The following is a 19,998-nucleotide window of genomic DNA, read 5'->3' as shown; positions in this document are numbered from 1 at the left end:
CGACGAGCACGATCAGCAGGATCTTCAGCACAGGGGTTCCCTCCATCCGGGCGGCCCGGGGTGGCCGCCGCGCCGGGACCGTTACCCACAACGGCCCCGACGCGAACGGGTCAGAGGTACTGGCCGGTGTTGGAGACGGTGTCGATCGACCGGCCGGGCTCGGTGCCCTGCTTGCCGCTGATGAGCGTGCGGATGAAGACGATCCGCTCGCCCTTCTTGCCCGAGATCCGCGCCCAGTCGTCGGGGTTGGTGGTGTTCGGGAGGTCCTCGTTCTCCTTGAACTCATCGACGCACGCCTGGAGCAGGTGGGCGACCCGCAGGCCGCGCTGGTCCTGCTCGAGGAGGTCCTTGATCGCCATCTTCTTGGCGCGGTCGACGATGTTCTGGATCATCGCCCCGGAGTTGAAGTCCTTGAAGTACAAGATCTCCTTGTCACCGTTCGCGTAGGTGACCTCGAGGAAGCGGTTCTCCTCGGTCTCGGCGTACATCCGCTCGACCGTCGCCCGGATCATCCCCGCCACCGTCGCCTCCCGGTCCCCGCCGAACTCGGCGAGGTCGTCGGCGTGCAGCGGGAGGTTCGGGGTGAGGTACTTGGAGAAGATGTCGCGCGCCGACTCCGCGTCGGGCCGCTCGATCTTGATCTTCACGTCGAGGCGGCCGGGGCGCAGGATCGCCGGGTCGATCATGTCCTCGCGGTTGGAGGCACCGATGACCAGGACGTTCTCCAGCAGCTCGACGCCGTCGATCTCGCTGAGCAGCTGCGGGACGATGGTGTTCTCCACGTCCGAGGAGACCCCGGAGCCGCGGGTGCGGAACAGGGAGTCCATCTCGTCGAAGAACACGATCACGGGCGTGCCGGTGCTGGCCTTCTCCCGGGCCCGCTGGAAGACCAGGCGGATGTGCCGCTCGGTCTCGCCGACGTACTTGTTGAGCAGCTCGGGGCCCTTGATGTTGAGGAAGTAGGACTTCACCTCCTGGCCCGACCCGTCGGTGCCGTGCCGCGCCGCGACCTTCTTGGCCAGGGAGTTGGCCACGGCCTTGGCGATCAGGGTCTTGCCGCAGCCGGGAGGGCCGTAGAGCAGCACGCCCTTGGGCGGCTTGAGCTCGTGCTCGCGGAAGAGCTCGGGGTAGAGGTAGGGCAGCTCGACGGCGTCCTGGATCTGCTCGATCTGGCCACCGAGACCACCGATGGACTCATAGGCGATGTCGGGGACCTCCTCGAGGACGAGCTCCTCGACCTCCGACTTCGGGACCTTCTCGTAGACGTAGCCCGCCCGGGCGTCGAGCAGGAGGCTGTCGCCGGCCCGGATCGTCTGCTGGCGCAGCGGCTCGGCGAGCCGGACGACCCGCTCCTCGTCGGCGTTGGCGATGACCAGGGCGCGCTCGCCGTCGGCGAGGACCTCCTTGAACATCACGACCTCGCCGACCTCCTCGAAGTCGAGCGCGGCGACGACGTTGAGCGCCTCGTTGAGCATGACCTCCTGGCCGCGGCGCAGCCCGTCGAGGTCCACGGTCGGGCTGACGTTGACTCGCAGCTTGCGCCCGCCGGTGAAGACGTCGACCGAGTCGTCGTCGTTGCGGGCCAGGAAGGTGCCGAAGCCGGCCGGCGGCTGGGCGAGCCGGTCGACCTCCTCCTTGAGCTTCATGATCTGGTCGCGGGCCTCGCGCAGCGTGCCGGCGAGCCGCTCGTTCTGGGAGGTCACGGCGGCCAGGGACCGCTGCGCGTCGGCGAGCCGCAGCTCGAGGCCGCGGTTGTGCGAGGGCGAGTCGCTGAGCCTCCGGCGCAGGTCGGTCACCTCCGCCTCCAGGAACCGGACGTGGCTCGCGAGCTCCTCGGGGCTGGGGCCGTCCTGAGCGCGGCTACCCGAGCTGGGGATGTCGGATGTCATCGGCGCACCTCCTCGTGTCCAGCGACCCTACCCGTGCACTACGACAACGGAAGGGGCCGAACCGCCGGGGAGACCACGATGCGGACGACGAAGGGCCTCAGGCCTCGGTGACGTCCCCCGTGACGTCCGCGGTGGTGTCCGCGGTGGTGTCAGCGGCGAGGTCCTCGATGGCGTCCTCGGCGGGCACGCCGGGCGGGCGCGGCCCGAGGTAGTCGGGTCCGTACGCGCCGGGGGCCGGGCGCCGCCTCTTCAGCGGGGGCCGCTGGCCCGGTGCCATCCGGCGGGCGGTGACGAGGAACGCCGTGTGGCCGATCATCTTGTGGCCGGGGCGGACCGCGAGGCCCTCGACGTGCCAGTCGCGGACCAGCGACTCCCAGGGCTGCGGCTCGGTGAACCCGCCGTGGAGCCGCACGGTCTCGACGAACCGCGAGAGCTGGGTGGTCGTGGCGACGTACGCGCACACGATGCCGCCGGGGACCAGCGCGTCGGCGGCCGCGTCGAGGCACTCCCAGGGCGCGAGCATGTCCAGGATGATCCGGTCGCAGCGCTCCCCCGAGGCCGGCAGCGCCTCGGCGAGGTCGCCGAGGGTGAGCTGCCAGGCGGGGTGGGTCTGCCCGTCGGGGGCGCCGAAGAACTGCGTGACGTTCTTGCGGGCGACCTCGGCGAACTCCTCGCGCCGCTCGTAGGAGGAGACCTTGCCGAAGGGGCCGACCGCGCGCAGCAGCGAGCAGGTCAGGGCGCCGGAGCCGACGCCGGCCTCGACGACGTGCGCGCCGGGGAAGATGTCGGCCATGGCGACGATCTGCGCGGCGTCCTTGGGGTAGACCACCGCCGCGCCGCGCGGCATCGAGACCACGAACTCCGAGAGGAGCGGGCGGAAGACGAGGTACTCCCCGCCGGCGGAGGAGGTGACGGTGAAACCCTCCTCGCGGCCGATCAGCTCGTCGTGCTCGAGGTGGCCGCGGTTGGAGAAGAAGCGCTTGCCGGGGACCAGCTCGAAGTTGTGGCGGCGGCCCTTCTGGTCGGTCAGGCGCACCCACTCCCCCTCGCGGAGGGGGCCGCGGTGGACCCCCGACCAGGCGTCTCGGCTCACGTCGGGAAGTGCGTCGGGCATGGGCGAGACCCTAGTGGCGACCGTGGCGGAACGCGTGATCGACGTCGGCGGTCACCAGCACGCCGTAGACCTCGCCGTCGTCCTCGACGAGGAGGTACTCCGTCGCGGGCGTCTGCCCGATCGCGCGCACCAGCTCCTCGCCGGCGAGGTCCGCGGAGAGCCGGAGCCCGGGCTCGAGGGTGCGCGCCACGGTGGACGTCGCGACCCAGGGGCGGCGGTCCTCGGGCGTCGCCAGGAGGGCCGCCTCGTTGACGACGCCGACCGGGACGCCGGCGGAGGTGACGGTGAGCAGGCTGCCGGCGTGGGCCTCCTGGGCACGGCGCACGCCCTCGGAGAGCGGCAGGTCCTCCGGCACGGCGAGGGCCCGCCGGGCGAGGTCGCGGGCGACGAGGTTCGGCAGGCGGCGGCGGACCCGGGCGGAGGTCATCGCCGCCGTCGCGCCGGTCCACAGGAACAGCCCGACGACGAAGGCCAGCAGGAAGTCCAGCAGCTCGGGCTGGAGCCCCAGCAGGGGCTCGAGCGCCAGCGGCCAGAGCAGGACGAGGACGGCGGTCACCCGGCCGCCCCAGCCGGCTGCGATCGTCCCGCGGTGCGGGTCGCCGGTGGCGCCCCAGACGGCCGACTTGAGCACGCGGCCGCCGTCGAGCGGCAGGCCGGGCACCAGGTTGAGCACGCCGACGAGCAGGTTCGCCGCCGCCAGGCCCTCGACGGCGAGCCGCAGCAGCCCGTCGGGGACGACGAACCACAGCCCGAACGCCGCGGCGCCGACCGCCAGCGAGGTCAGCGGACCCACCACCGCGATCGCGAACTCCTGCTTGGGCTTGGTGGTCTCGGCCTCGATGGCCGTCATCCCGCCCAGGAAGTGCAGCGTGATCGAGCTGATCGGGTAGCCGTAGCGCTGGGCCATCACCGCGTGGGAGGCCTCGTGGAGCAGCACCGAGAGGTAGAGCACCACGGCGAAGGCGAAGCCGGCGACGTACTTCAGCGCCCCGAGCCCGGGCTCCACCTGCTCGACACGTGGCGCGATCACCACGGCGATCAGCGCCGCGACGATGAACCAGGAGGAGGACACCAGCACGTCGGCGCCCGCGATGGTCCCCACCTTGAAGGTGCCGGGCGGGCGCGGGGCGGGCGTGCGGTCGGTGGCCCGGCCGTCGCCGGGATGATCGGGGTCGGCCACGCCCGCAGCCTAACCGGGCGCCCCCGTGCCCGGACCGCCCGGAGGTGCGCACGGCTGTCGGCGGGCTCGCCTAGGGTCCTCCCCATGAGCGTGCAGCAGGGCGTGTCGCCGGCGGAGCGGGTCTCCACGCCCGTCGACGGGGTGGAGGTCCTCGGTGCCCTCTCCCCCAGCCGCGCGGGCGACTTCCTGACCTGCCCGCTGCTCTACCGCTTCCGCACCGTCGACCGGCTCCCCGAGCCGCCGTCGCCCGAGCAGGTCCGTGGCACGGTCGTGCACAAGGTGCTCGAGGACCTCTTCGACCTGCCCGCTGCGGAGCGGACCCCCGAGCAGGCCCTGGCGATGGTGCGGCCGGTCTGGGAGCGGCTCAGCGAGGAGGCGCCCGACCTCGCGGCGCTCTTCGGCGACGACGACCCGGAGACGGCGGCCTGGCTCGCCTCGTGCGCGACCTCCCTGGAGCGCTACTTCACCCTCGAGGACCCGCGCCGGCTCGAGCCCGCCGAGCGGGAGCTGTACGTCGAGAGCCTCCTGGACTCCCGGCTGCTGCTCCGCGGCTTCGTCGACCGGGTCGACGTCGCACCCGACGGCTCGATCCGCGTGGTGGACTACAAGACCGGCCGCTCCCCGGGCGAGGGCTTCGAGGCCCGGGCGCTGTTCCAGATGAAGTTCTACGCCCTGGTCCTCTGGCGCACCCGCGGGGTCGTGCCGGCGGTGCTGCAGCTGGTCTACCTCGGCAACGGGGAGATCCTGCGCTACCGACCCGACGAGCAGGACCTGCTCGCGACCGAGCGCAAGGTCGAGGCGGTCTGGCGGGCGATCCGGTCCGCGGAGGAGTCCGGCGACTGGCGGCCGCGGCGCAGCCGGCTGTGCGACTGGTGCCAGCACCAGGCGCTGTGCCCGGAGTTCGGCGGCACCCCTCCCCCGCTGCCCGACCCGGTCGTCCGCCCTGCGGAGACCGGTGAGGCCGGGGACGGCTGAGGGGTCGGTCAGATCCCGTTGCGCTCGGCCCACAGGGCCGCCTGCGTGCGGTCGGCGACGCCGATCCGGGCGAAGGCCGAGGTCAGGTGGGCCTTGACGGTCCGCTCGCTGATGTCGAGGCGCCGGGCGATCTGCTTGTTGGCCAGGCCCGCGCGGACCAGTCCCAGCACCTCGGTCTCGCGGCCGGTCAGCTGCACCTGCGGGGCCCCGGACCGTACGCCGAGCAGCGCGCGCGCCGCGCGCGGGTGGATCGGCGACTCCCCGCGGCTCACCGACCGGATCCCGGCGAGCACGTCGTCGGGGTCGGCGTCCTTGAGGAGGTACCCGACGGCTCCGGCGTCCAGGGCGCCGACGATCCGTTCGCTGTCGGAGTAGGAGGTCAGCACCAGCACGTCGGCGGCGAGCCCCGCGGCCTTGATGTTCCGGGTCGCGGTGACGCCGTCCACCCGGGGCATCTGCAGGTCCATCAGGACGACGTCGGGCTGGACCTCGCGGACGACGGCCAGCGCCTTCTCCCCGTCCTCGGCCTGACCGACGACCTCGATGTCCTCGGTGCCGGCCAGCAGCTGGGCCAGGCCGGCGCGGATGACGGCGTGGTCGTCGACGAGGACCACCCGGATCGGCGTGCTGCTCGTGCTGCTCACTGCCGTGCTACCTCCATCCGCACCGTCGTGCCCTCGCCGAGCGCCGAGACCACGTCGATCTCGCCGCCGATGTCCTTGACCAGGCTCCGCAGGCCCTTGAGACCGTAGCGGTCGGGGTCCGCGACCGCCGGGTCGAAGCCGACCCCGTCGTCGACGACCTCGAGCCGCAGCCGGTCCCCCACGCCCTGCACCGTCACCGCGACGGTGCTGGCGCCGGAGTGCCGCAGGGCGTTGCGGACCGCCTCCTGGGCGACGCGCCACACGAGCGCGACGGCCGTGTCGGAGGCTCCCTCGATCCCGCTGACGCTGACCGAGGCCTGGATGCCGGCGTTGACCGCCGGGGCGATCAGGTCGCCCAGCGCCGGCTCCAGGCCGTCCGCGTGCAGGTCGGGCGGGTGGATCTCGGCGAGCAGGGACCGCAGCGCGCGCAGGCTGTCGCGCAGTGCGTCGCCGGCCCCGTCGAGGGTCTCCCGCGCCGGCGCGGGCACGTCCGGGTCGCGGGCGAGCGCCGTGAGGGAGAACGTCGTGCCCGCGATGTCCTGCACCACCCCGTCATGCAGGTCGCGGGCGATCCGGCGCCGCTCGGCGTCGGAGGCGTCGGCGGCGTGGACCAGGAGCCGCTCGCGCTCCTCGCCGGCCCGGGTGAGCCGGCGGGTCAGCAGCCACAGCATCGGGGTCACGACGAGAAGCAGGCCGGCCAGCGAGCCGATGGTGATCCAGCGGAAGGGGGCGAGGATGTCCTGGCGCCGCTGCTCGATCCGGTCGAGGCTGAAGTAGGCCTCGAACAGCACCGGCTGGTCGGCGACCACCAGGGGCGTGTAGACCCGGACCAGCTGCTCCTCGAGGCTGGTGCCCTCGTTCTCGGGGTCGTCCGCGTCGGCGACGGCGTACCCCGTCCCGCCGTCGCGGAGCACGCGGCGGTGGTCGGCGCTGAGGTCGAACGGGGCCCCGCTGAGGCTGGGGAGGTCGCTGAAGACGAGCGTCCCGTCGGCCAGCCAGACGTTGATCCGGACCGTCTCGGGGTTGTCGATGAGCAGGCCCTGCCTGGTCACGTCCCGGAACCGGTCGATCGCGCCGGGCTTGGCCCGCAGGAACCGCTCGTCCATGGCCGGGAGGGCGACGGAGTTGGCGAGGACGATCGTGGTGTTGCGGGCCTCCGCGATCGCCTCCTCCTCGGCGACGCCCTCGGCGATCCAGCTGGTGCCGACCACGATCGCGGTCATCGTGACCACCGCGAGCAGGAGGAACTGCACGACCGGACTACGCAGGAACCGCACGGCTGCCTCTCGACGACGCGCCGGGCGGCGCAGCCGACAGGATAGGGCGCCGGCGGGTGCGGATCAGGCGGTTCCCTCGACCTTGCAGGCCTCGCCGGTCTTCTGGTTCACGGCCCGGAAGAGCACGACGTCGGGGCCGTAGAGGTCGACCATGAAGCGCACGATGCGGAGCGACCGGTCGGCGTCCTTGGCGCGCACCTCGCCCATGAAGGAGAGGTCGTCGTTGTGCTTGAACCTCCATGACCAGACGTCGTCGTCGTCGCTGAAGACCACCCCGACGACCTCGATCTCGCCGTTGGTCATCATCGTGGTGCGCAGCTTGACCCGGCTGCCGTCCTGGCAGTTGCCCCAGAAGCTGTTCTGGGTGTCCTTGCGGCGCTTGGCGGCGGTGCCGTCCGCACTCAGGGTCGGGACGAGCCCGGCTCCGTCCGAGGTGCTGCTGGCGCTGCCGGCGGCGGCGACGACCGGGGCCGGCACGCCCTCCGCAGCCCCGCCATCACTCGCCACCGCCGGGGCGGGGACGAGGGCCGCTGCGCTCAACACCAGGCCGAGCACGATGGCGGGGCTACGTCGGACGAACATGTGGAACCTCTCCTGGTGGTACCTCGGAGCACCAGGTGTTCCGAGCGAGCACGATCCTCCCGTGCGGAGCGTACGCGCGCCATTGCCCGGTGGTACTAGGACCTCACGGCGCCCGGCATGGCCCGGTCCTGGCCGGACCGGGTGGTCGCCCACACCTCGGTCAGGTCGAGGTCGACCAGCGAGGCGGCGAACGTGCGTCCCGGGCCCGGGGGCACCTCGACGTGGTTGGGGACGACGAGCACCGGGCACCCTGCCGCCTCGGCCGAGGTGGCGCCGGTCGCGGAGTCCTCGACCGCCAGGCAGGCGGTCGGGTCGACACCCAGCCGCGCCGCCGCGGTGAGGTACGGCTCGGGGTGGGGCTTGCCGTGGGTGACGTGGTCGCCGGTGACGATCGCGGAGAACGTCCCCGGCGGGAGCTGCTCGAGGATCGGCTCCACGAACCGGGTCCACGACATCGTCACCAGCGCGCACGGCACGCCCGCCTCGGCCAGGGCGACCAGCTGCTCGCGCGCACCCGGGCACCACGGCACGTCGCGGCGTACCCGCTCCACGACGCCGTCGAGGAGCAGCTCCACGATCTCCTCGGGCGGGAGGTCCAAGGGCATGTGCTCGCGGATGTAGCGCGCGGAGACCATGAGGTCGTTGCCGACCAGCGCGAGCGCGTGCTCCTGGGACCAGCGGCCGCCGAAGCGCTCGGCGAGCGCGAACTCGGTCTCGATCCAGTACGGCTCGGTGTCCACGAGCGTGCCGTCCATGTCCCACAGGACGGCGGCGGGTGGTCGGGCCGCGTGATCTGGTGCCTGACCTGAAGGATCATCAGACATTTCGGTACTCAGCATGCCCTCCGAGGAATCCCGTGCCACGTCCGGTGCGACGAACGGCTAACCACCCTAGAACGCAGACGCGCAGCGATCGCCATCGTCGAGGCGCGCGGGGACCGGCACACGGGTGGTTGGCACGTGGACGTGCTCAGGGGTCGGTCACCCCGTTAGCCTCGTGGTGTGGAGAGCAAGCGCCAGCGTCCGTTGCGGATCGCGATCGTCGACGACTACGCGGTCGTGGTCGCGGGGGTCGCTGCGTTCCTGGCCGACGAGCACATCGACGTGGTCGAGACGGGGGCGTCGACCTCGGTGCACTCCGACGTCGACGTGGTGCTGTACGACACCTTCGGCCAGGTCCAGGGACGAGGGATCGACCTGGAGGACTTCGTCCGCGACAGCGACGCACTGGTGGTCGTCTACAGCTGGAACCTCGAGCCGAAGCTCATCGAGCAGGTGATCGCGGCGGGTGCTCGTGGCTACCTCTCCAAGGTGCTCACCGGACCGCAGGTCGTCGCTGCGCTGGAGCGCGTCATGGCAGGTGAGATCGTCATCCTCCCCGGAGCCGAGGAGGCGAGCGGCGAGGGCGAGGGCGACGGCGACTGGCCCGGGCGGGAAGCCGGCCTGTCCCCCCGCGAGGCGGAGATCATCGCGCTCGTCACCCAGGGCCTCAGCAACAAGGAGATCGCCGCGCGCGCCTTCCTGAGCATCAACACGGTCAAGACCTACATCCGCACCGCCTACCAGAAGATCGGGGCCAACCGGCGCTCGCAGGCGGTGCTGTGGGGAATGCAGAACGGCTTCGAGCCCGACACCCTTCGCACCATCGACCCCGAGCTGGTGCTGCGCACGGCCCGCACCTCACCTAGAACCGCTGGTTGACCGACCGGGACGGCGTGGCCGCGTCGATCAGGTGCGAGCGATGAGCCGCGCCATGCCACGTCGTGCGAGCAGGGCGACGCCGCCGGCGCCGGAGACGCCGAACCGCGAGCCTGATCGGTCCTGAGGACCACCGTCCTGCCCGAAGCGCTCCAGCTCCTCGGGTGCGGGACGCCGGCCGTGGACGCGGATGAAGTGGTGCACGGCGCAGTGCTGGTCGACGCCGGTGAGCTGGATGGGGCTGGATCCCCGCATGAGCGGACACCTCCTGGATCGGTACCACAACGCCGCTGATGGGCATTGCGTCCACGGTGCCCCTGCCCTACCTTGCGCAGCCACGCCCCACGGGGTGAAGCGGTGCTTGAGGTTGCAGGTCTCCCCTGGACCGCCCTGGTCGGAGCGGGCTCCGGCCTCAGTCGTCCGGGCTGTGACGGAGGTTCGGGAGAGCCAGCGCTCGTCGGCTGGCCGGGGGTCAGCGGGGCGCAGGGCGGTTCAGGACCGGGTCGCGGAGGTCCGCGCGGACTTCTTCGCCGGTCTCCTCGGCGCGGTCCGTGTGGCTCCGCCGTGTTCGGCGCGTGCGTCGGTCTGGATCGCCCGCAGCTGCGCCCCCGCACCCTCGGCGCCGAGCACGCCGCCCAGCAGCCGCCGACGGGAACCAGCGGTGAGACCGGTCCCGCGCGGCTGCGATGCATCCGCGGGAAGGTCTCAGTGCGCAAGCTCCTGTCGGTGCTGCACATCGAGGACTCCCGAGCGGGGGCCGAGCCCGTCGAAGAAGCCGGTGAGCTCCTCGGGGGCTCGGAGCGGAAGGACCGCGGCGACGTACTGGTCGGGCCGGACCACGACGATCACGCCGGCGCGGTCGATGCCGCGCAGGGCGTAGACGTCCTCGTCGGGCAACGTGGCGTGGACGCACCCGCGGTCCACGAGTGCGTAGGGGCCGACCCGCGGCTTGAACAGGTCCGGGACCTGTCCCCACTCGACGGCGTGGTGGTGCTGTTGGTAGACCACCTTGAGGTCGAACCGGTCGTGGACGACGACGCCCTCAGGCAGCCCGACGAGCGGCGAGTCCGGTGACGTGGTGAGCCACTGAGCCGTGCTCGCCACGACCGACCCGGGGTCACCGGGCGCGGCGGCGTCGGCGAACACGTACACCCGCCACCGGCCGTCAGCGGTCGCGTGGTGGCCCAGGTGGACCGGGTTGGTGTCCGCTACCCGGGCGACCCGGGGCGAGGCGAAGCGCTGGCCGATCGGGAAGCCTGTCGCCAGCGCCTGGTGGGTCCCCTCGGCCACGGCCATCGACGGCGGGTACTCGGTGCGGAACCCGGTCCGGAACTCGATCGTGGAGGTGAAGTGCTCCGGGACCGCGGCCGCTTCGGCGGATCCGTCCGCCTTCGAACCGATCGCCGCGGCCCAGGCCTTGTCGAAGTCGATCAGGTTCTTCGCGATCGCCTTGCGCTCGGCGTCGTACGTGGTGAGCAGGCTCGCAGCGGCACGGCCGTCGAGGACGTGGCCGAGCTTCCACCCGAGGTTGAAGCCGTCCTGGAGGGAGACGTTCATCCCCTGGCCGCCCTTGGCGCTGTGCGTGTGGCAGGCGTCGCCGAGGATGAAGACCCGGGGCTCGGCCGCGTCGTCGTCGAACCGGTCGGCGAGGCGGTGGCCCACCTCGTAGACGCTGAACCACGCGACCTGCTTCACGTCGAGGGAGTACGGGTGCAGCACCGCGTTGGCCTGCGCGATCGCCGCTTCCGCCGGCGTGTTGCGGACCGCGCCCGCGTCGTCCTGCGACACCTCTCCCAGGTCGACGTAGAGCCGGAAGAGGAAGCCGCCCTCGCGCGGGATGACCATCATGTTCCCGGCGCTCGACTGGATCGTCGACAGCACCCGCACGTCGGGGTAGTCGGTGTCGGCGAGGACGTCGAGCACCCCCCAGGCGTGGTTGGCGCTGTGCCCCTCGAACGTGCGGCCCATCGCGGTCCGGACGCGACTGTGGGCGCCGTCGGCACCGACCAGGTACTTCGTCTCCACCTCGAGCTGCTCCCCGGCCCGCTCCCCTGTCGTGCGGGCCAGGGTGACCCGGACCGGGAACTCACGTCCGGGGCACACCTCGTGGTCGACGTAGGCGATGCCGAAGTCCGGGCTCATCCGGGTCGGCGCGTCGGCCATGAACGCCGCGAAGTAGTCGAGGACGCGAGCCTGGTTGACCAGGATGTGCGGGAACTCGCTGAGCCCCTTCGGGTCGTCGGGAGCACGCCCGGCGCGTGCGATGCGCCTCGGATCGGCCGGGTCCGGCTGCCAGAAGGCGAACTCGGTCACGTGGTGGGCCTCGGCGGCGAGCCGCTCGGCGAAGCCGAACGCCTGGAACGTCTCCACGCTGCGGGCCTGCAGCCCGTCGGCGTGACCCACCTCGAGTCGGCCCTCACGTCGCTCGATGATCCGGGTGCTGACGCCCGGGAACTGGGAGAGCTGGGCGGCGGTGATCATGCCGGCCGGCCCGGTGCCGACGACCAGGACGTCCATCTGCTCGGGGAGGTCGACGGGACGGTCGATGCCGACGCCGGCGACCGGCTGGCGCCGCGGATCCCCCGAGACGTAACCGTGGTGGTGGAACTGCATGGCTGCTCTCACCCCTGCCCGGCCGCGACTCGTACCTGCTCGCGCCAGACGTCCCAGGCCCGGACGGACTGGGCGCCGATCGTCCGGCGGGCCGTGTCGGCCTCCCCGGAGGTGAGGTAGCGGGGCTCGCCCAGCGCGAGCGCGGACGCCTGGGTGTGAGCGTTGATCTCGGTGTAGACCGCGCGGTAGACCGCTTCCTGGACCGAGGAGCCGACCGCGACCGATCCGTGACCCCGCATCAGCGCGACGGCGGACTCCCCCAGCGTCTCCGCCAGCGCGGCGCCGAGCGCGGAGGAGGTGATCAGCAGGTCGGTGTCGTCGCCCGCGACGTCGGCGATCTCGAAGACCGGGGTCCGCGCGCCGCCGAGGAACCCGGCCATGTGGATGACCGGGCGCATCGGCGTCGCGACCAGGCTGAAGGGCACGACCGCCGGTGAGTGGCTGTGCACCACGGCCATCACCTCGGGTCGGCGGCGGTAGATCTCGGCGTGGATGAACCGCTCCAGGTAGGGCTTGCGCGGGTCCTGGGTGCGGCCGTCGAGGTCGTGCTCGAGCAGGTCCGCGGCCGTCACCGAGCCCGGGGCGAGGTTCCGGGAGAGCCAGAACGTGTCAGCGCCGGGCGCAACGCGCATGCTGACGTGGCCGAAGGCGTCGAGGACGCCCTGTCGCACCAGGATGTGGTTCGCCGCGACGAGGTCGGCGACGGTCGAGAGGTCGGCTGCGGGGGTGGTCGCCTGCTGGGTCATGAGGGGGTCCGTCCGATGTTCTGAGATCGCGGTTCAGGGGCTGAGGAAGAGGACGCCGGCGCGCTCGGCGATGATCGGCCGGACGTGGTCGTGGACCCACTGCTGATGGGCGGGGTGGTCCCGGAACGCGAGGTAGCCGGCCTGGTCGTCGAACTCCAGCAGCGAGGCGAAGTCGAAGTTGTCCGCCCGCAGGCCGAGGTCGCGACCCATCCGCATCGACCGGATCGTGTCGATCTGCTCGCGCAGGCCCCGCAGGCCGGCGGCCATCTCCTCGACCTGAGCGTCGGTCGTGTCGTCGTTGAAGCGCAGCTCGATGACGTGGTGCAGCATCACAGGCCCCGGCGGGGGATGCTGACGGTCTTGGTCTGGGTGAAGCTGAGGATCTCCTCGAGCGACTCCTCCTTGCCCAGCCCGGATGCCTTGACGCCGCCGAACGGCAGCCCCGGGAAGTGCCGAGAGGAGTCGTTGATCCAGAGGTAGCCGGCCTCGAGGTCGTCGACGAAACGATGGGCGCGATCGACGTCCTGGGTCCAGACGCTGGCGGTGAGTCCGTAGCGGACGCCGTTGGCGATGCGGACCGCCTCGTCGTCGTCGTCGAAGGTCAGCACCGAGAGCACCGGGCCGAAGATCTCCTCCTGCGCGACGGTCATCGAGGGGGTGACCTGGTCGAAGACGGTCGGAGCGAGGAAGTAGCCGGTGGGCAGGTGGGCGGGGCGACCGCCGCCGGTGGCGAGGACGGCGCCCTCTCGCCGGCCCGCCTCGATGTAGCCCATGACCCGCTCGTAGTGCTCGCGCGAGACGAGGGCGCCCATCTGGGTGGACTCCGAGATCGGCACGCCGACCTCGATCTGCTCGACCAGCTCGACCACCCGGGCGACGACCTGCTCGGCGATGGAGCGGTGGACCAGCAGCCGGGAGTTCGAGCCGCAGGACTCACCCTGGGTCGCGGTGAAGTTCATGCCGAAGACGGCGCCCTGAGCGGCTGCCTCGATGTCGGCGTCACCGAGCACGACCATGGCGTTCTTGCCGCCGAGCTCGAGGCTGACGTGCTTGACCGCGGCGCCCGCTGCGACGCGCTGGATGTCGCGACCGGTGCGCTCACTGCCGATGAACGCGATCCGCTCGATCTCCGGGTGGGCGGCGATCGCGACGCCCGGCTCGGGGCTCGCGCCGTTGACGATGGTGACCACGCCCGGAGGCAGGACGTCGGCGATCAGCTCCCCGAGGCGGATCGCCGAGAGCGGGGCCTGCGGCGGCGGCTTGAGCACGACGGCGTTGCCCGCCATCAGCGGGGCGCCGAGCTTGCCGGCACCGAAGAAGATGGGGTGGTTGAACGGGATGATGCGACCCACGACGCCGTACGGAACCGGGCGCGAGTAGTGCAGCCCGGTCCCGGAGCCCGGGTAGGTCTCACCCTTGATCATCAGCGCCCAGTCGGCGAACATCTCGAGGTGGTCGGCCGCCCACAGCGCGTCCTTGCGCATCGAGGTGACCGAGCTGCCGCCGTCCACGGCGTCGAGGAAGCCGAGCTCGTCGGCATGGGTCCGGATGTGCGCCGCGAGCTCGCGCACCGCAGCGGCGCGCGACTGCGGCGAGTACCGGCGCCAGGTCTCGAACCCGCGCTGGCCGGACCGTACGGCCGCCTCGACGTCGGCCGCGCCGGCGTCCGCGACCTCGGCCAGCGGCAGCTCGGTCGCCGGGTCGAAGGTGGTGAAGGTCCTGCCGCTCGCGGCGGGGCGCAGCTCGTTGTCGATGAGCAGGCCCCAGGGGCGCGAGCGGATGCGTTCGAGCGTGGTGCGGTGGGCGGCGTAGTCCGCCTCGTAGGGCGTGGCGATGGCGGTGGTGGATGACATCGGGTTCCTGGTTCCGTCAGCAGTCGGGTCAGCGGTCGGCGGACGCCGCGCCGGGACGCGCGCGCAGCTCGCGCCAGCGCTCTCCGCAGGCGATCGCGGCGGCGGCGTACTCGCTGGGGAGGTGGTGGTACGGGGAGCGGGCCGGTCCGGGGCGGCAGTAGCCGGCGGCAGCGATCCGGGCCTTCTCGATCTGGATGTTGTAGGAGGCGAAGACCTCCTGGTCGGCGAAGAGGTGGGCGCACGGCTCGTTGGCCCAGGCGATGTCGGCCACCGCCTGCTTCAGGTCGCGCTCCTCGCCGCCCGCGATGGCCTCCATCAGGGCGATCGACGGCTCCGGGCCCATGCCCGCCGCCGTGGCCCAGCAGGCCGTGGTGGTCTGCGGGGAACGGGCCGCGAAGTCGTGAGCCACCATGTCGGAGGGGATGAAGTTGATCCGGCCGTCGGTGACCTCGAGCATGCGCTCCAGCTCGGGGGCGCGCGAGACCTTGGCCGAGGTGACGGTGGGGGCCTGGCTGGCGACGCCCTCCCAGAACTCGACCGGGAAGGTGTAGCGGAAGGCGCGGGCGTTGGCGTAGACCATGATCGCCAGCTCGGGGAACGCCTCGCTGACCTGGGCGTAGTAGTCGATGGCCATCTCGGTCGTGAGCGGCTGCCAGATCGGCAGGCCGAGGAGGGCACCGTCCGCACCTGCGGAGGCGACCTTGCGCAGTCGCCTCGCGGTCGCGTGACCACCCGCCCCGGTGGCGCCGATGAACGTCGGCACGCGCCCGGCAGCGCCCTGGACGACCGCGTCGACGACGCGGTCGAAGTCGTCCTCGCTCAGGGTCGGGCACTCCCCCGTCGTACCGAGCGCGATGATGCCCGAGACGCCGTCGCGGATGAGCTGGTCGACCAGGCGAACGGTCTCGGCGACGTCGACGGTGTCGGTCGCGTCGAGCCGGTCGGCCCCCGGCAAGGCCGGGGTCGGGATGATGCCGTACATCCCGCTGATCTGTGCTGCGGTGATCATCAGTGCTCCTTGTCGCTACTGGGTGAAGTTCTTCGGCGGGGGCCCGGCATAGCCCCAGGTGTCGCCCTTCCACTCCTCGCCCCAGAAGCGGGCCTCGAGGGTGTCGCCGATCTCCTCGTCGACCTGTTCGAGCTCGGCGTAGTACTCGACGAACACGCCGGCCGGGTCGGCGTAGTAGGTGAAGATGTTGTGGCCGGGCCCGTGGCGGCCCGGGCCCCAGACGCACTCGGTCCCCTCGCGAGTGAGTGCGCCGAGGGCGGTCATGACGTTGTCCATCTCGACCACGTCGAAGGCGATGTGCTGCACGCCCGTGCGCTCGGAGTCGCACAGGGCGAGGCTGTGGTGGTCGCGGTTGCAACGCAGGAAGGACATGCCGCGCGCGGTGCGATCGCTGACCCGGAGGCCGACGTGGGCGTAGAAGCGCTCCATCGCGTCGCGCTGCGGAGTGTTGAGCACGACGTGGCCGAGCTTGCGTGGTGCGACGATGCGGGCCCGGTGGCCCTCCTCGGTGACGGCGGCGCCGTAGAGGATCTGGACGAGGTTCCCGTCCGGGTCGCGCACGGCCGCGCTCGCCTCGTGGCCGGGGCCGATGGCATCGCCCGGGTCCCGCTCGAGCGTGCCGCCGGCGGCGAGCGCCTGCTCGACGACGCTGTCGACGTCCGAGCGGGTGGCGACGTCGAAGGAGACGTGCACCATCTCCCCACGGGTGGCGCCCTCGGCGGCCTGCTCCAGGGAGAGCCCGTGGTGGGCCGAGAACAGGGTCCGGAAGTAGTGGTGCCCGCCGTCGCCGTCGCCCTGGACGGCGGCCAGGCCCCAGCGGTCGCGGTAGAAGTCCACGGCCTCGTCGAGGTCGGGGACCGCCAGGGCGATGTTGCTGAGGGTTTGCACGTGGATCATCGGAGACCTCCGGGATGGGCGGTGAGAAGCAGCGGCATACGCGGCCCGGGCCGGGACCGGGGACGGCCCGTCAGGGCCCGGGGCCGCGATCGGCCTCAGTGGTGCTGGACGAAGTCCACGACGAGGCGGTTGAACTCGTCGGCGTGCTCGAGCTGCGCCCAGTGGCCGCAACGGCTGATGATGTGAGCACGGCTGTCGGGGATGTTGACCCCGAGGAAGACGGCCGTCTCCGCGCTCACGCAACGGTCGTCGCGCCCTTGGATGATCAGCGTGGGCGCCTTGATCTCCGAGAGCCGGCTCGTGTCGAGCCACCTGGTGATCGGTGCGCGCGGAGCGTGCGCCACGACGTTGGCGACGTGCTCGGGTCGCCTGGCGATCGCAGCGGAGCGCTGCTCGCACAGCTCCGGGGTGGCGAAGCGAGCCTTGTCGTAGACCATGATCTCGACGAGCCGCTTCATCTGCTCCGGGCCGTAGTCGCGCCAGGTCTGGCCCATCACCTTCAGACCCTCCGGCGGACCGTCGGCGGCGCCGAAGAGGATCGGCTTCATCTGGACCGGCGCGCCCATCGTGATCAGGTGCGAGACCCGGTCCGGGTGCTCGATCGCCAGTCGCAGCGAGGTGTGACCACCCATGGAGTTGCCGACGAAGGCGGCCCTCTCGATCCCGAGGGCGTCCAGCAGCTCGATCACGGCATCGACCTGGTCGTAGGTGGCCCAGTCGACGGCCGACGAGTCGCCCCAGCCGGGGAGATCCGGGGCGATGACCCGCAGGCCGGGCGCGGCGATCGGCTCGATGTTGGGGTTGTAGTTGCTCCACCCCGTGGCGCCGGGGCCGCCGCCGTGGATCAGGATGACCGGGTGGCCGTCGGCCGGGCCGGCCTCGTTGTAGTGGATCATGAACGACGGGGTCTGGACGTCCTTGACGACATCGGTCTCGGTGAGACCCATCAGGCGACGCCCTCCGGCCTCATGTTGGTGAACGGCGCCTCGCCGAGCAGTGCGTGCACGACCTCGGGCGGACGGTGTCCCCACGCACTGAGCTGGCCGAGGGTCTGGACCTCCCAGGTCTCGTCGTCGATGAGCAGCCCACCCCAGCCGTACTCGACCGAGAAGCCCGAGGGCGTCCGGACGTAGAAGCTGAACATGTGGTCGTTCGGGTGCATGCCGAGCGTCATCTCGAAGGGCTGCTTGGCGTCCATGCAGCGGTCGTAGGCAGAGCCGACGTCGCGGATGTCGGAGACCTCGATCATGAAGTGGTGGGTGCTCTTCGGGTGCGGCATGTCACCGAAGGCCACGGTGTGGTGGCGCGGGTTGCAGTGCAGGAAGACCGCGTCCATCACGATGCCGGGCGCGACCTCCTCGAGGATGAAGTCGCTGATCCGGAAGCCGAGCAGGTCGAGGTAGAAGGCCAGGTAGACCTCGCGGCTGACGCCCTTGGCGACCAGGACCTGGTGACCCGCGCCGCCGGCGCCGGTCACGAACCCGCCGATCATCTTCTCGGAGCTGAAGGGGGTGTCGGCCTCGGCGAAGCCCGTGACCAGCTCGAGCCGGTTGCCGATGGGGTCCTGGGTGACGACGATCCGCTCGACCTTCCGCGCGGCGGCAAGGGCGGCGCCACCCTCGGTCACCTCGACGCCGGCTCCCGTGAGGGCCTCGACGATCCTGTCGAGCGAGGCACTGCTCTCGACCTCGTAGCCGGTGGCCACCAGGTCGTCCGCGGCACCCTGGGTGCACAGCCAGCGGTAGGCCTTCTGGTCGGTGCGGAAGCCGATCGAGTCGGCGTCCTTGTGGCCGACCTGCATGGCGAGCAGCCCGGCGGCGAAGTGCTCCCACGCCGCGAGGTCGCTGACCTCGTAGACGACGTAGGCGAGTTCCTTGACTCCAGTCATGGTCTTTCCTTCTCTCTAGAGTGCGGGGGCCGCGAGACCGGACTTGTCCGATGCGGCGATGAACTTGTCGGGGCGCACGGCGACCGCCTGGACGCCGTAGCGGGCGAACCAAGGGAGCAACGTGTCGTCGAGGTCGACCAGGTCGTTCTCGCCCTCGGTGTAGGACTTCTTGGAGCGCACCGTGCGGTAGGTGGCGCCGAGCGCGTCCCAGGCCGCCTTCTCGTCGGGGGTGAGCAGCGAGGTCGGGTCGACCTCGGCGCCCAGGAGCACGAAGCCATGCCCGATCAGCTCATCGAGGCGGGCGCGCGCTCCGACGTGGTCGCCAGCGTGCGGCTGGGGAAGCATCCGCCCGACGATGCTCGCGTCGCCGAGCTCACCACGCAGCCAGCCGGCCTGCAGCACCGGCGGGGCGAAGATGGGCTGCTCGTGCGGCGTGACCGTGTTCTCGGGGACGGCGTCCATCAACGCGATCTCCTCCGGCGTCGCCTGCTGGGTGATCACGCGGCCGAGGCCGACGGCGATGTTGGTGAAGAACTCGACGTTCGGGCGGCGCTCGGCCTCGTAGGTGTCGAGCCACTCCTCACCCAGCTCGCCGCGGAGGACCCGCGCGAGCTTCCAGCCGAGGTTGTGGGCGTCACGGATGCCCGACTGCATGCCGGCGCCGGCCCACGGCGGCATCAGGTGGGCGGCGTCGCCGGCCAGGAAGACCCGGCCCTCGCGCCAGCTCTCCGCGGCGCGGACGTGGTGACGGTAGAAGGCGTACTGGTCGATCTCGACGTCCTCCTCCGACTTGCCCACGGCGTGCAGCAGCGGCCAGACCTCGGCTGCGGTCGGGTAGTCGGCCTCGGACTCGCCGTCGCGCAGGGCGATCTCCCAGCGGTGGTGGCCGCCGGCCAGCGAGATGTCGACGACCGGGTGCTCGGCGTCGGTCCAGAAGGTGGGGCAGTCCGAGTCCGGCCAGAACCGCTTGGCCCTGCAGTCGATGACGATCCACTGCGTCGGGGCCGTGTCGCCCAGCATCGCGATGCCGAGCGCCTTCCGGGTCGGCGAGGAGCCGCCGTCGGCAGCGATCACGTAGCGGACGCGGGTGGTCGTCTCCGCGCCTGTCTCGCGATCGCGGGCCGTGAGCGTGACGCCGGCGTCGTCCTGCTCGAGACCGATGACCTCGACGCCGAGCCTCACCTCGAGCGCGTCGTACTCCTCGGCACAGCGCCGCAGCTCGGCTTCCATCCTCGGCTGGTAGATGTTGAAGAAGCGCGGCTTGGTGTTGCGGGTCCCCAGCTCCGACTGCGCGTGCTCGGTGCGCATGATCTCGTGACCGTCGTAGGTCACCCAGCGCAGCTTGTTCTCCGGCTCGATGACCTTCTCGACGCGCTCGTCGACCCCGAGCTCCTGGAAGATCCGCATGGTCCAGTCATTGATGGTCACGGCGCGCGCGCGGGCGTAGATGTCGTGGTCGCGCTCGAAGGCGATGACGCTCGCGCCCTTGGCGGCGAGGGTGAGGGCGCCCGCGAGGCCGGTCGGTCCGTAGCCGACGATCGCGACGTCGGCGTCGAAGTGTTCAGACATGAATGACTCCTCAGTGTTCGACCGGTCGGTCGATAAGTGAGGAGCGTCACAGCACGGAGGGGTCG

The 19,998-nt window shown here is 71.6% G+C and carries 19 protein-coding genes; 2 read left to right on the top strand and 17 right to left on the bottom strand.

Annotation, left to right across the window (positions count from 1 at the left end; all coding sequences use genetic code 11):
• Positions 1 to 110: 110 nt before the first annotated feature.
• From arc to HPC71_RS10610, 3 genes are all read right to left on the bottom strand, one after another.
• The gene (gene arc, locus HPC71_RS10620; protein WP_154614311.1) at positions 111 to 1,889 is read right to left on the bottom strand and encodes a proteasome ATPase; all 1,779 of its coding nucleotides are present in this window, start codon (positions 1,887 to 1,889) and stop codon (positions 111 to 113) included.
• Between the two features lie 97 nt (positions 1,890 to 1,986).
• Positions 1,987 to 3,003: a tRNA (adenine-N1)-methyltransferase gene (locus HPC71_RS10615; RefSeq protein WP_154614312.1), complete on the bottom strand. Its 1,017-nt coding sequence runs from the start codon at positions 3,001 to 3,003 to the stop codon at positions 1,987 to 1,989.
• Between the two features lie 10 nt (positions 3,004 to 3,013).
• Positions 3,014 to 4,183 carry a site-2 protease family protein gene (locus HPC71_RS10610; protein WP_253943987.1) on the bottom strand — a complete coding sequence of 390 codons (1,170 nt, stop codon included), beginning with the start codon at positions 4,181 to 4,183 and terminating at the stop codon, positions 3,014 to 3,016.
• A gap of 84 nt (positions 4,184 to 4,267) precedes the next feature.
• On the opposite strand from HPC71_RS10610, the gene HPC71_RS10605 reads away from it, so the two are divergent.
• Positions 4,268 to 5,158 (top strand): RecB family exonuclease, encoded by an 891-nt coding sequence (locus HPC71_RS10605; protein ID WP_154614313.1) that lies wholly within the window; start codon positions 4,268 to 4,270, stop codon positions 5,156 to 5,158.
• Between the two features lie 8 nt (positions 5,159 to 5,166).
• Here the strand turns inward: HPC71_RS10605 and HPC71_RS10600 are convergent, their stop codons facing one another.
• The 4 genes from HPC71_RS10600 to HPC71_RS10585 all read right to left on the bottom strand — a co-directional run bounded on the left by HPC71_RS10600 (position 5,167) and on the right by HPC71_RS10585 (position 8,485).
• Entirely contained in the window at positions 5,167 to 5,802 is a 636-nt protein-coding gene (locus HPC71_RS10600) for a response regulator (protein WP_171896673.1), read from the bottom strand.
• Complete coding sequence (locus HPC71_RS10595; RefSeq protein WP_154614314.1) at positions 5,799 to 7,079, bottom strand: sensor histidine kinase; 1,281 nt, start codon at positions 7,077 to 7,079, stop codon at positions 5,799 to 5,801. The genes HPC71_RS10600 and HPC71_RS10595 overlap by 4 nt, the downstream gene beginning before the upstream one ends.
• Positions 7,080 to 7,142: 63 nt before the next feature.
• A complete protein-coding gene (locus tag HPC71_RS10590) occupies positions 7,143 to 7,661 on the bottom strand; it encodes a hypothetical protein (protein WP_154614315.1) in 519 nt (172 codons plus the stop codon).
• Between the two features lie 95 nt (positions 7,662 to 7,756).
• On the bottom strand, positions 7,757 to 8,485 hold the full coding sequence (locus tag HPC71_RS10585) for an HAD family hydrolase (RefSeq protein ID WP_257866175.1): 729 nt from the start codon (positions 8,483 to 8,485) through the stop codon (positions 7,757 to 7,759).
• 177 nt (positions 8,486 to 8,662) lie between these two features.
• Here HPC71_RS10585 and HPC71_RS10580 point away from each other — a divergent pair, with 177 nt between their 5' ends.
• Positions 8,663 to 9,361: a response regulator transcription factor gene (locus HPC71_RS10580; protein ID WP_171896672.1), complete on the top strand. Its 699-nt coding sequence runs from the start codon at positions 8,663 to 8,665 to the stop codon at positions 9,359 to 9,361.
• A 27-nt stretch (positions 9,362 to 9,388) separates the two neighbouring features.
• On the opposite strand, the gene HPC71_RS10575 is transcribed toward HPC71_RS10580, so the two are convergent.
• The 10 genes from HPC71_RS10575 to HPC71_RS10530 form a co-directional block, all read right to left on the bottom strand.
• Complete coding sequence (locus HPC71_RS10575) at positions 9,389 to 9,613, bottom strand: hypothetical protein (RefSeq protein ID WP_154611616.1); 225 nt, start codon at positions 9,611 to 9,613, stop codon at positions 9,389 to 9,391.
• A 450-nt stretch (positions 9,614 to 10,063) separates the two neighbouring features.
• Positions 10,064 to 11,971 carry an FAD-dependent monooxygenase gene (locus HPC71_RS10570; protein ID WP_154614317.1) on the bottom strand — a complete coding sequence of 636 codons (1,908 nt, stop codon included), beginning with the start codon at positions 11,969 to 11,971 and terminating at the stop codon, positions 10,064 to 10,066.
• Positions 11,972 to 11,979: 8 nt separating this feature from the next.
• Positions 11,980 to 12,717 (bottom strand): class II aldolase/adducin family protein, encoded by a 738-nt coding sequence (locus tag HPC71_RS10565; protein WP_154614318.1) that lies wholly within the window; start codon positions 12,715 to 12,717, stop codon positions 11,980 to 11,982.
• 33 nt (positions 12,718 to 12,750) lie between these two features.
• Positions 12,751 to 13,047, bottom strand: a complete 297-nt coding sequence (locus HPC71_RS10560) for a Dabb family protein (RefSeq protein ID WP_154611619.1) — start codon at positions 13,045 to 13,047, stop codon at positions 12,751 to 12,753.
• A complete protein-coding gene (locus HPC71_RS10555; RefSeq protein ID WP_154611620.1) occupies positions 13,047 to 14,570 on the bottom strand; it encodes an aldehyde dehydrogenase family protein in 1,524 nt (507 codons plus the stop codon). The genes HPC71_RS10560 and HPC71_RS10555 overlap by 1 nt, the downstream gene beginning before the upstream one ends.
• 28 nt (positions 14,571 to 14,598) lie before the next feature.
• Positions 14,599 to 15,579 carry a dihydrodipicolinate synthase family protein gene (locus HPC71_RS10550; protein ID WP_154614319.1) on the bottom strand — a complete coding sequence of 327 codons (981 nt, stop codon included), beginning with the start codon at positions 15,577 to 15,579 and terminating at the stop codon, positions 14,599 to 14,601.
• 15 nt (positions 15,580 to 15,594) lie between these two features.
• On the bottom strand, positions 15,595 to 16,476 hold the full coding sequence (locus HPC71_RS10545; protein WP_154611622.1) for a VOC family protein: 882 nt from the start codon (positions 16,474 to 16,476) through the stop codon (positions 15,595 to 15,597).
• A 95-nt stretch (positions 16,477 to 16,571) separates the two neighbouring features.
• Positions 16,572 to 17,423, bottom strand: a complete 852-nt coding sequence (locus tag HPC71_RS10540) for an alpha/beta fold hydrolase (RefSeq protein WP_154614320.1) — start codon at positions 17,421 to 17,423, stop codon at positions 16,572 to 16,574.
• Positions 17,423 to 18,364, bottom strand: coding sequence for a VOC family protein (locus tag HPC71_RS10535; protein ID WP_154611624.1), 942 nt, complete (start codon positions 18,362 to 18,364; stop codon positions 17,423 to 17,425). The genes HPC71_RS10540 and HPC71_RS10535 overlap by 1 nt, the downstream gene beginning before the upstream one ends.
• A 15-nt stretch (positions 18,365 to 18,379) precedes the next feature.
• Entirely contained in the window at positions 18,380 to 19,933 is a 1,554-nt protein-coding gene (locus tag HPC71_RS10530; protein WP_154611625.1) for a bifunctional 3-(3-hydroxy-phenyl)propionate/3-hydroxycinnamic acid hydroxylase, read from the bottom strand.
• Between the last annotated feature and the right edge of the window lie 65 nt (positions 19,934 to 19,998).

The sequence above is a fragment of the Nocardioides marmotae genome, assembly GCF_013177455.1.
Lineage (GTDB): Bacteria > Actinomycetota > Actinomycetes > Propionibacteriales > Nocardioidaceae > Nocardioides > Nocardioides marmotae.
This window is presented reverse-complemented; position numbering and strand designations above follow the sequence as displayed.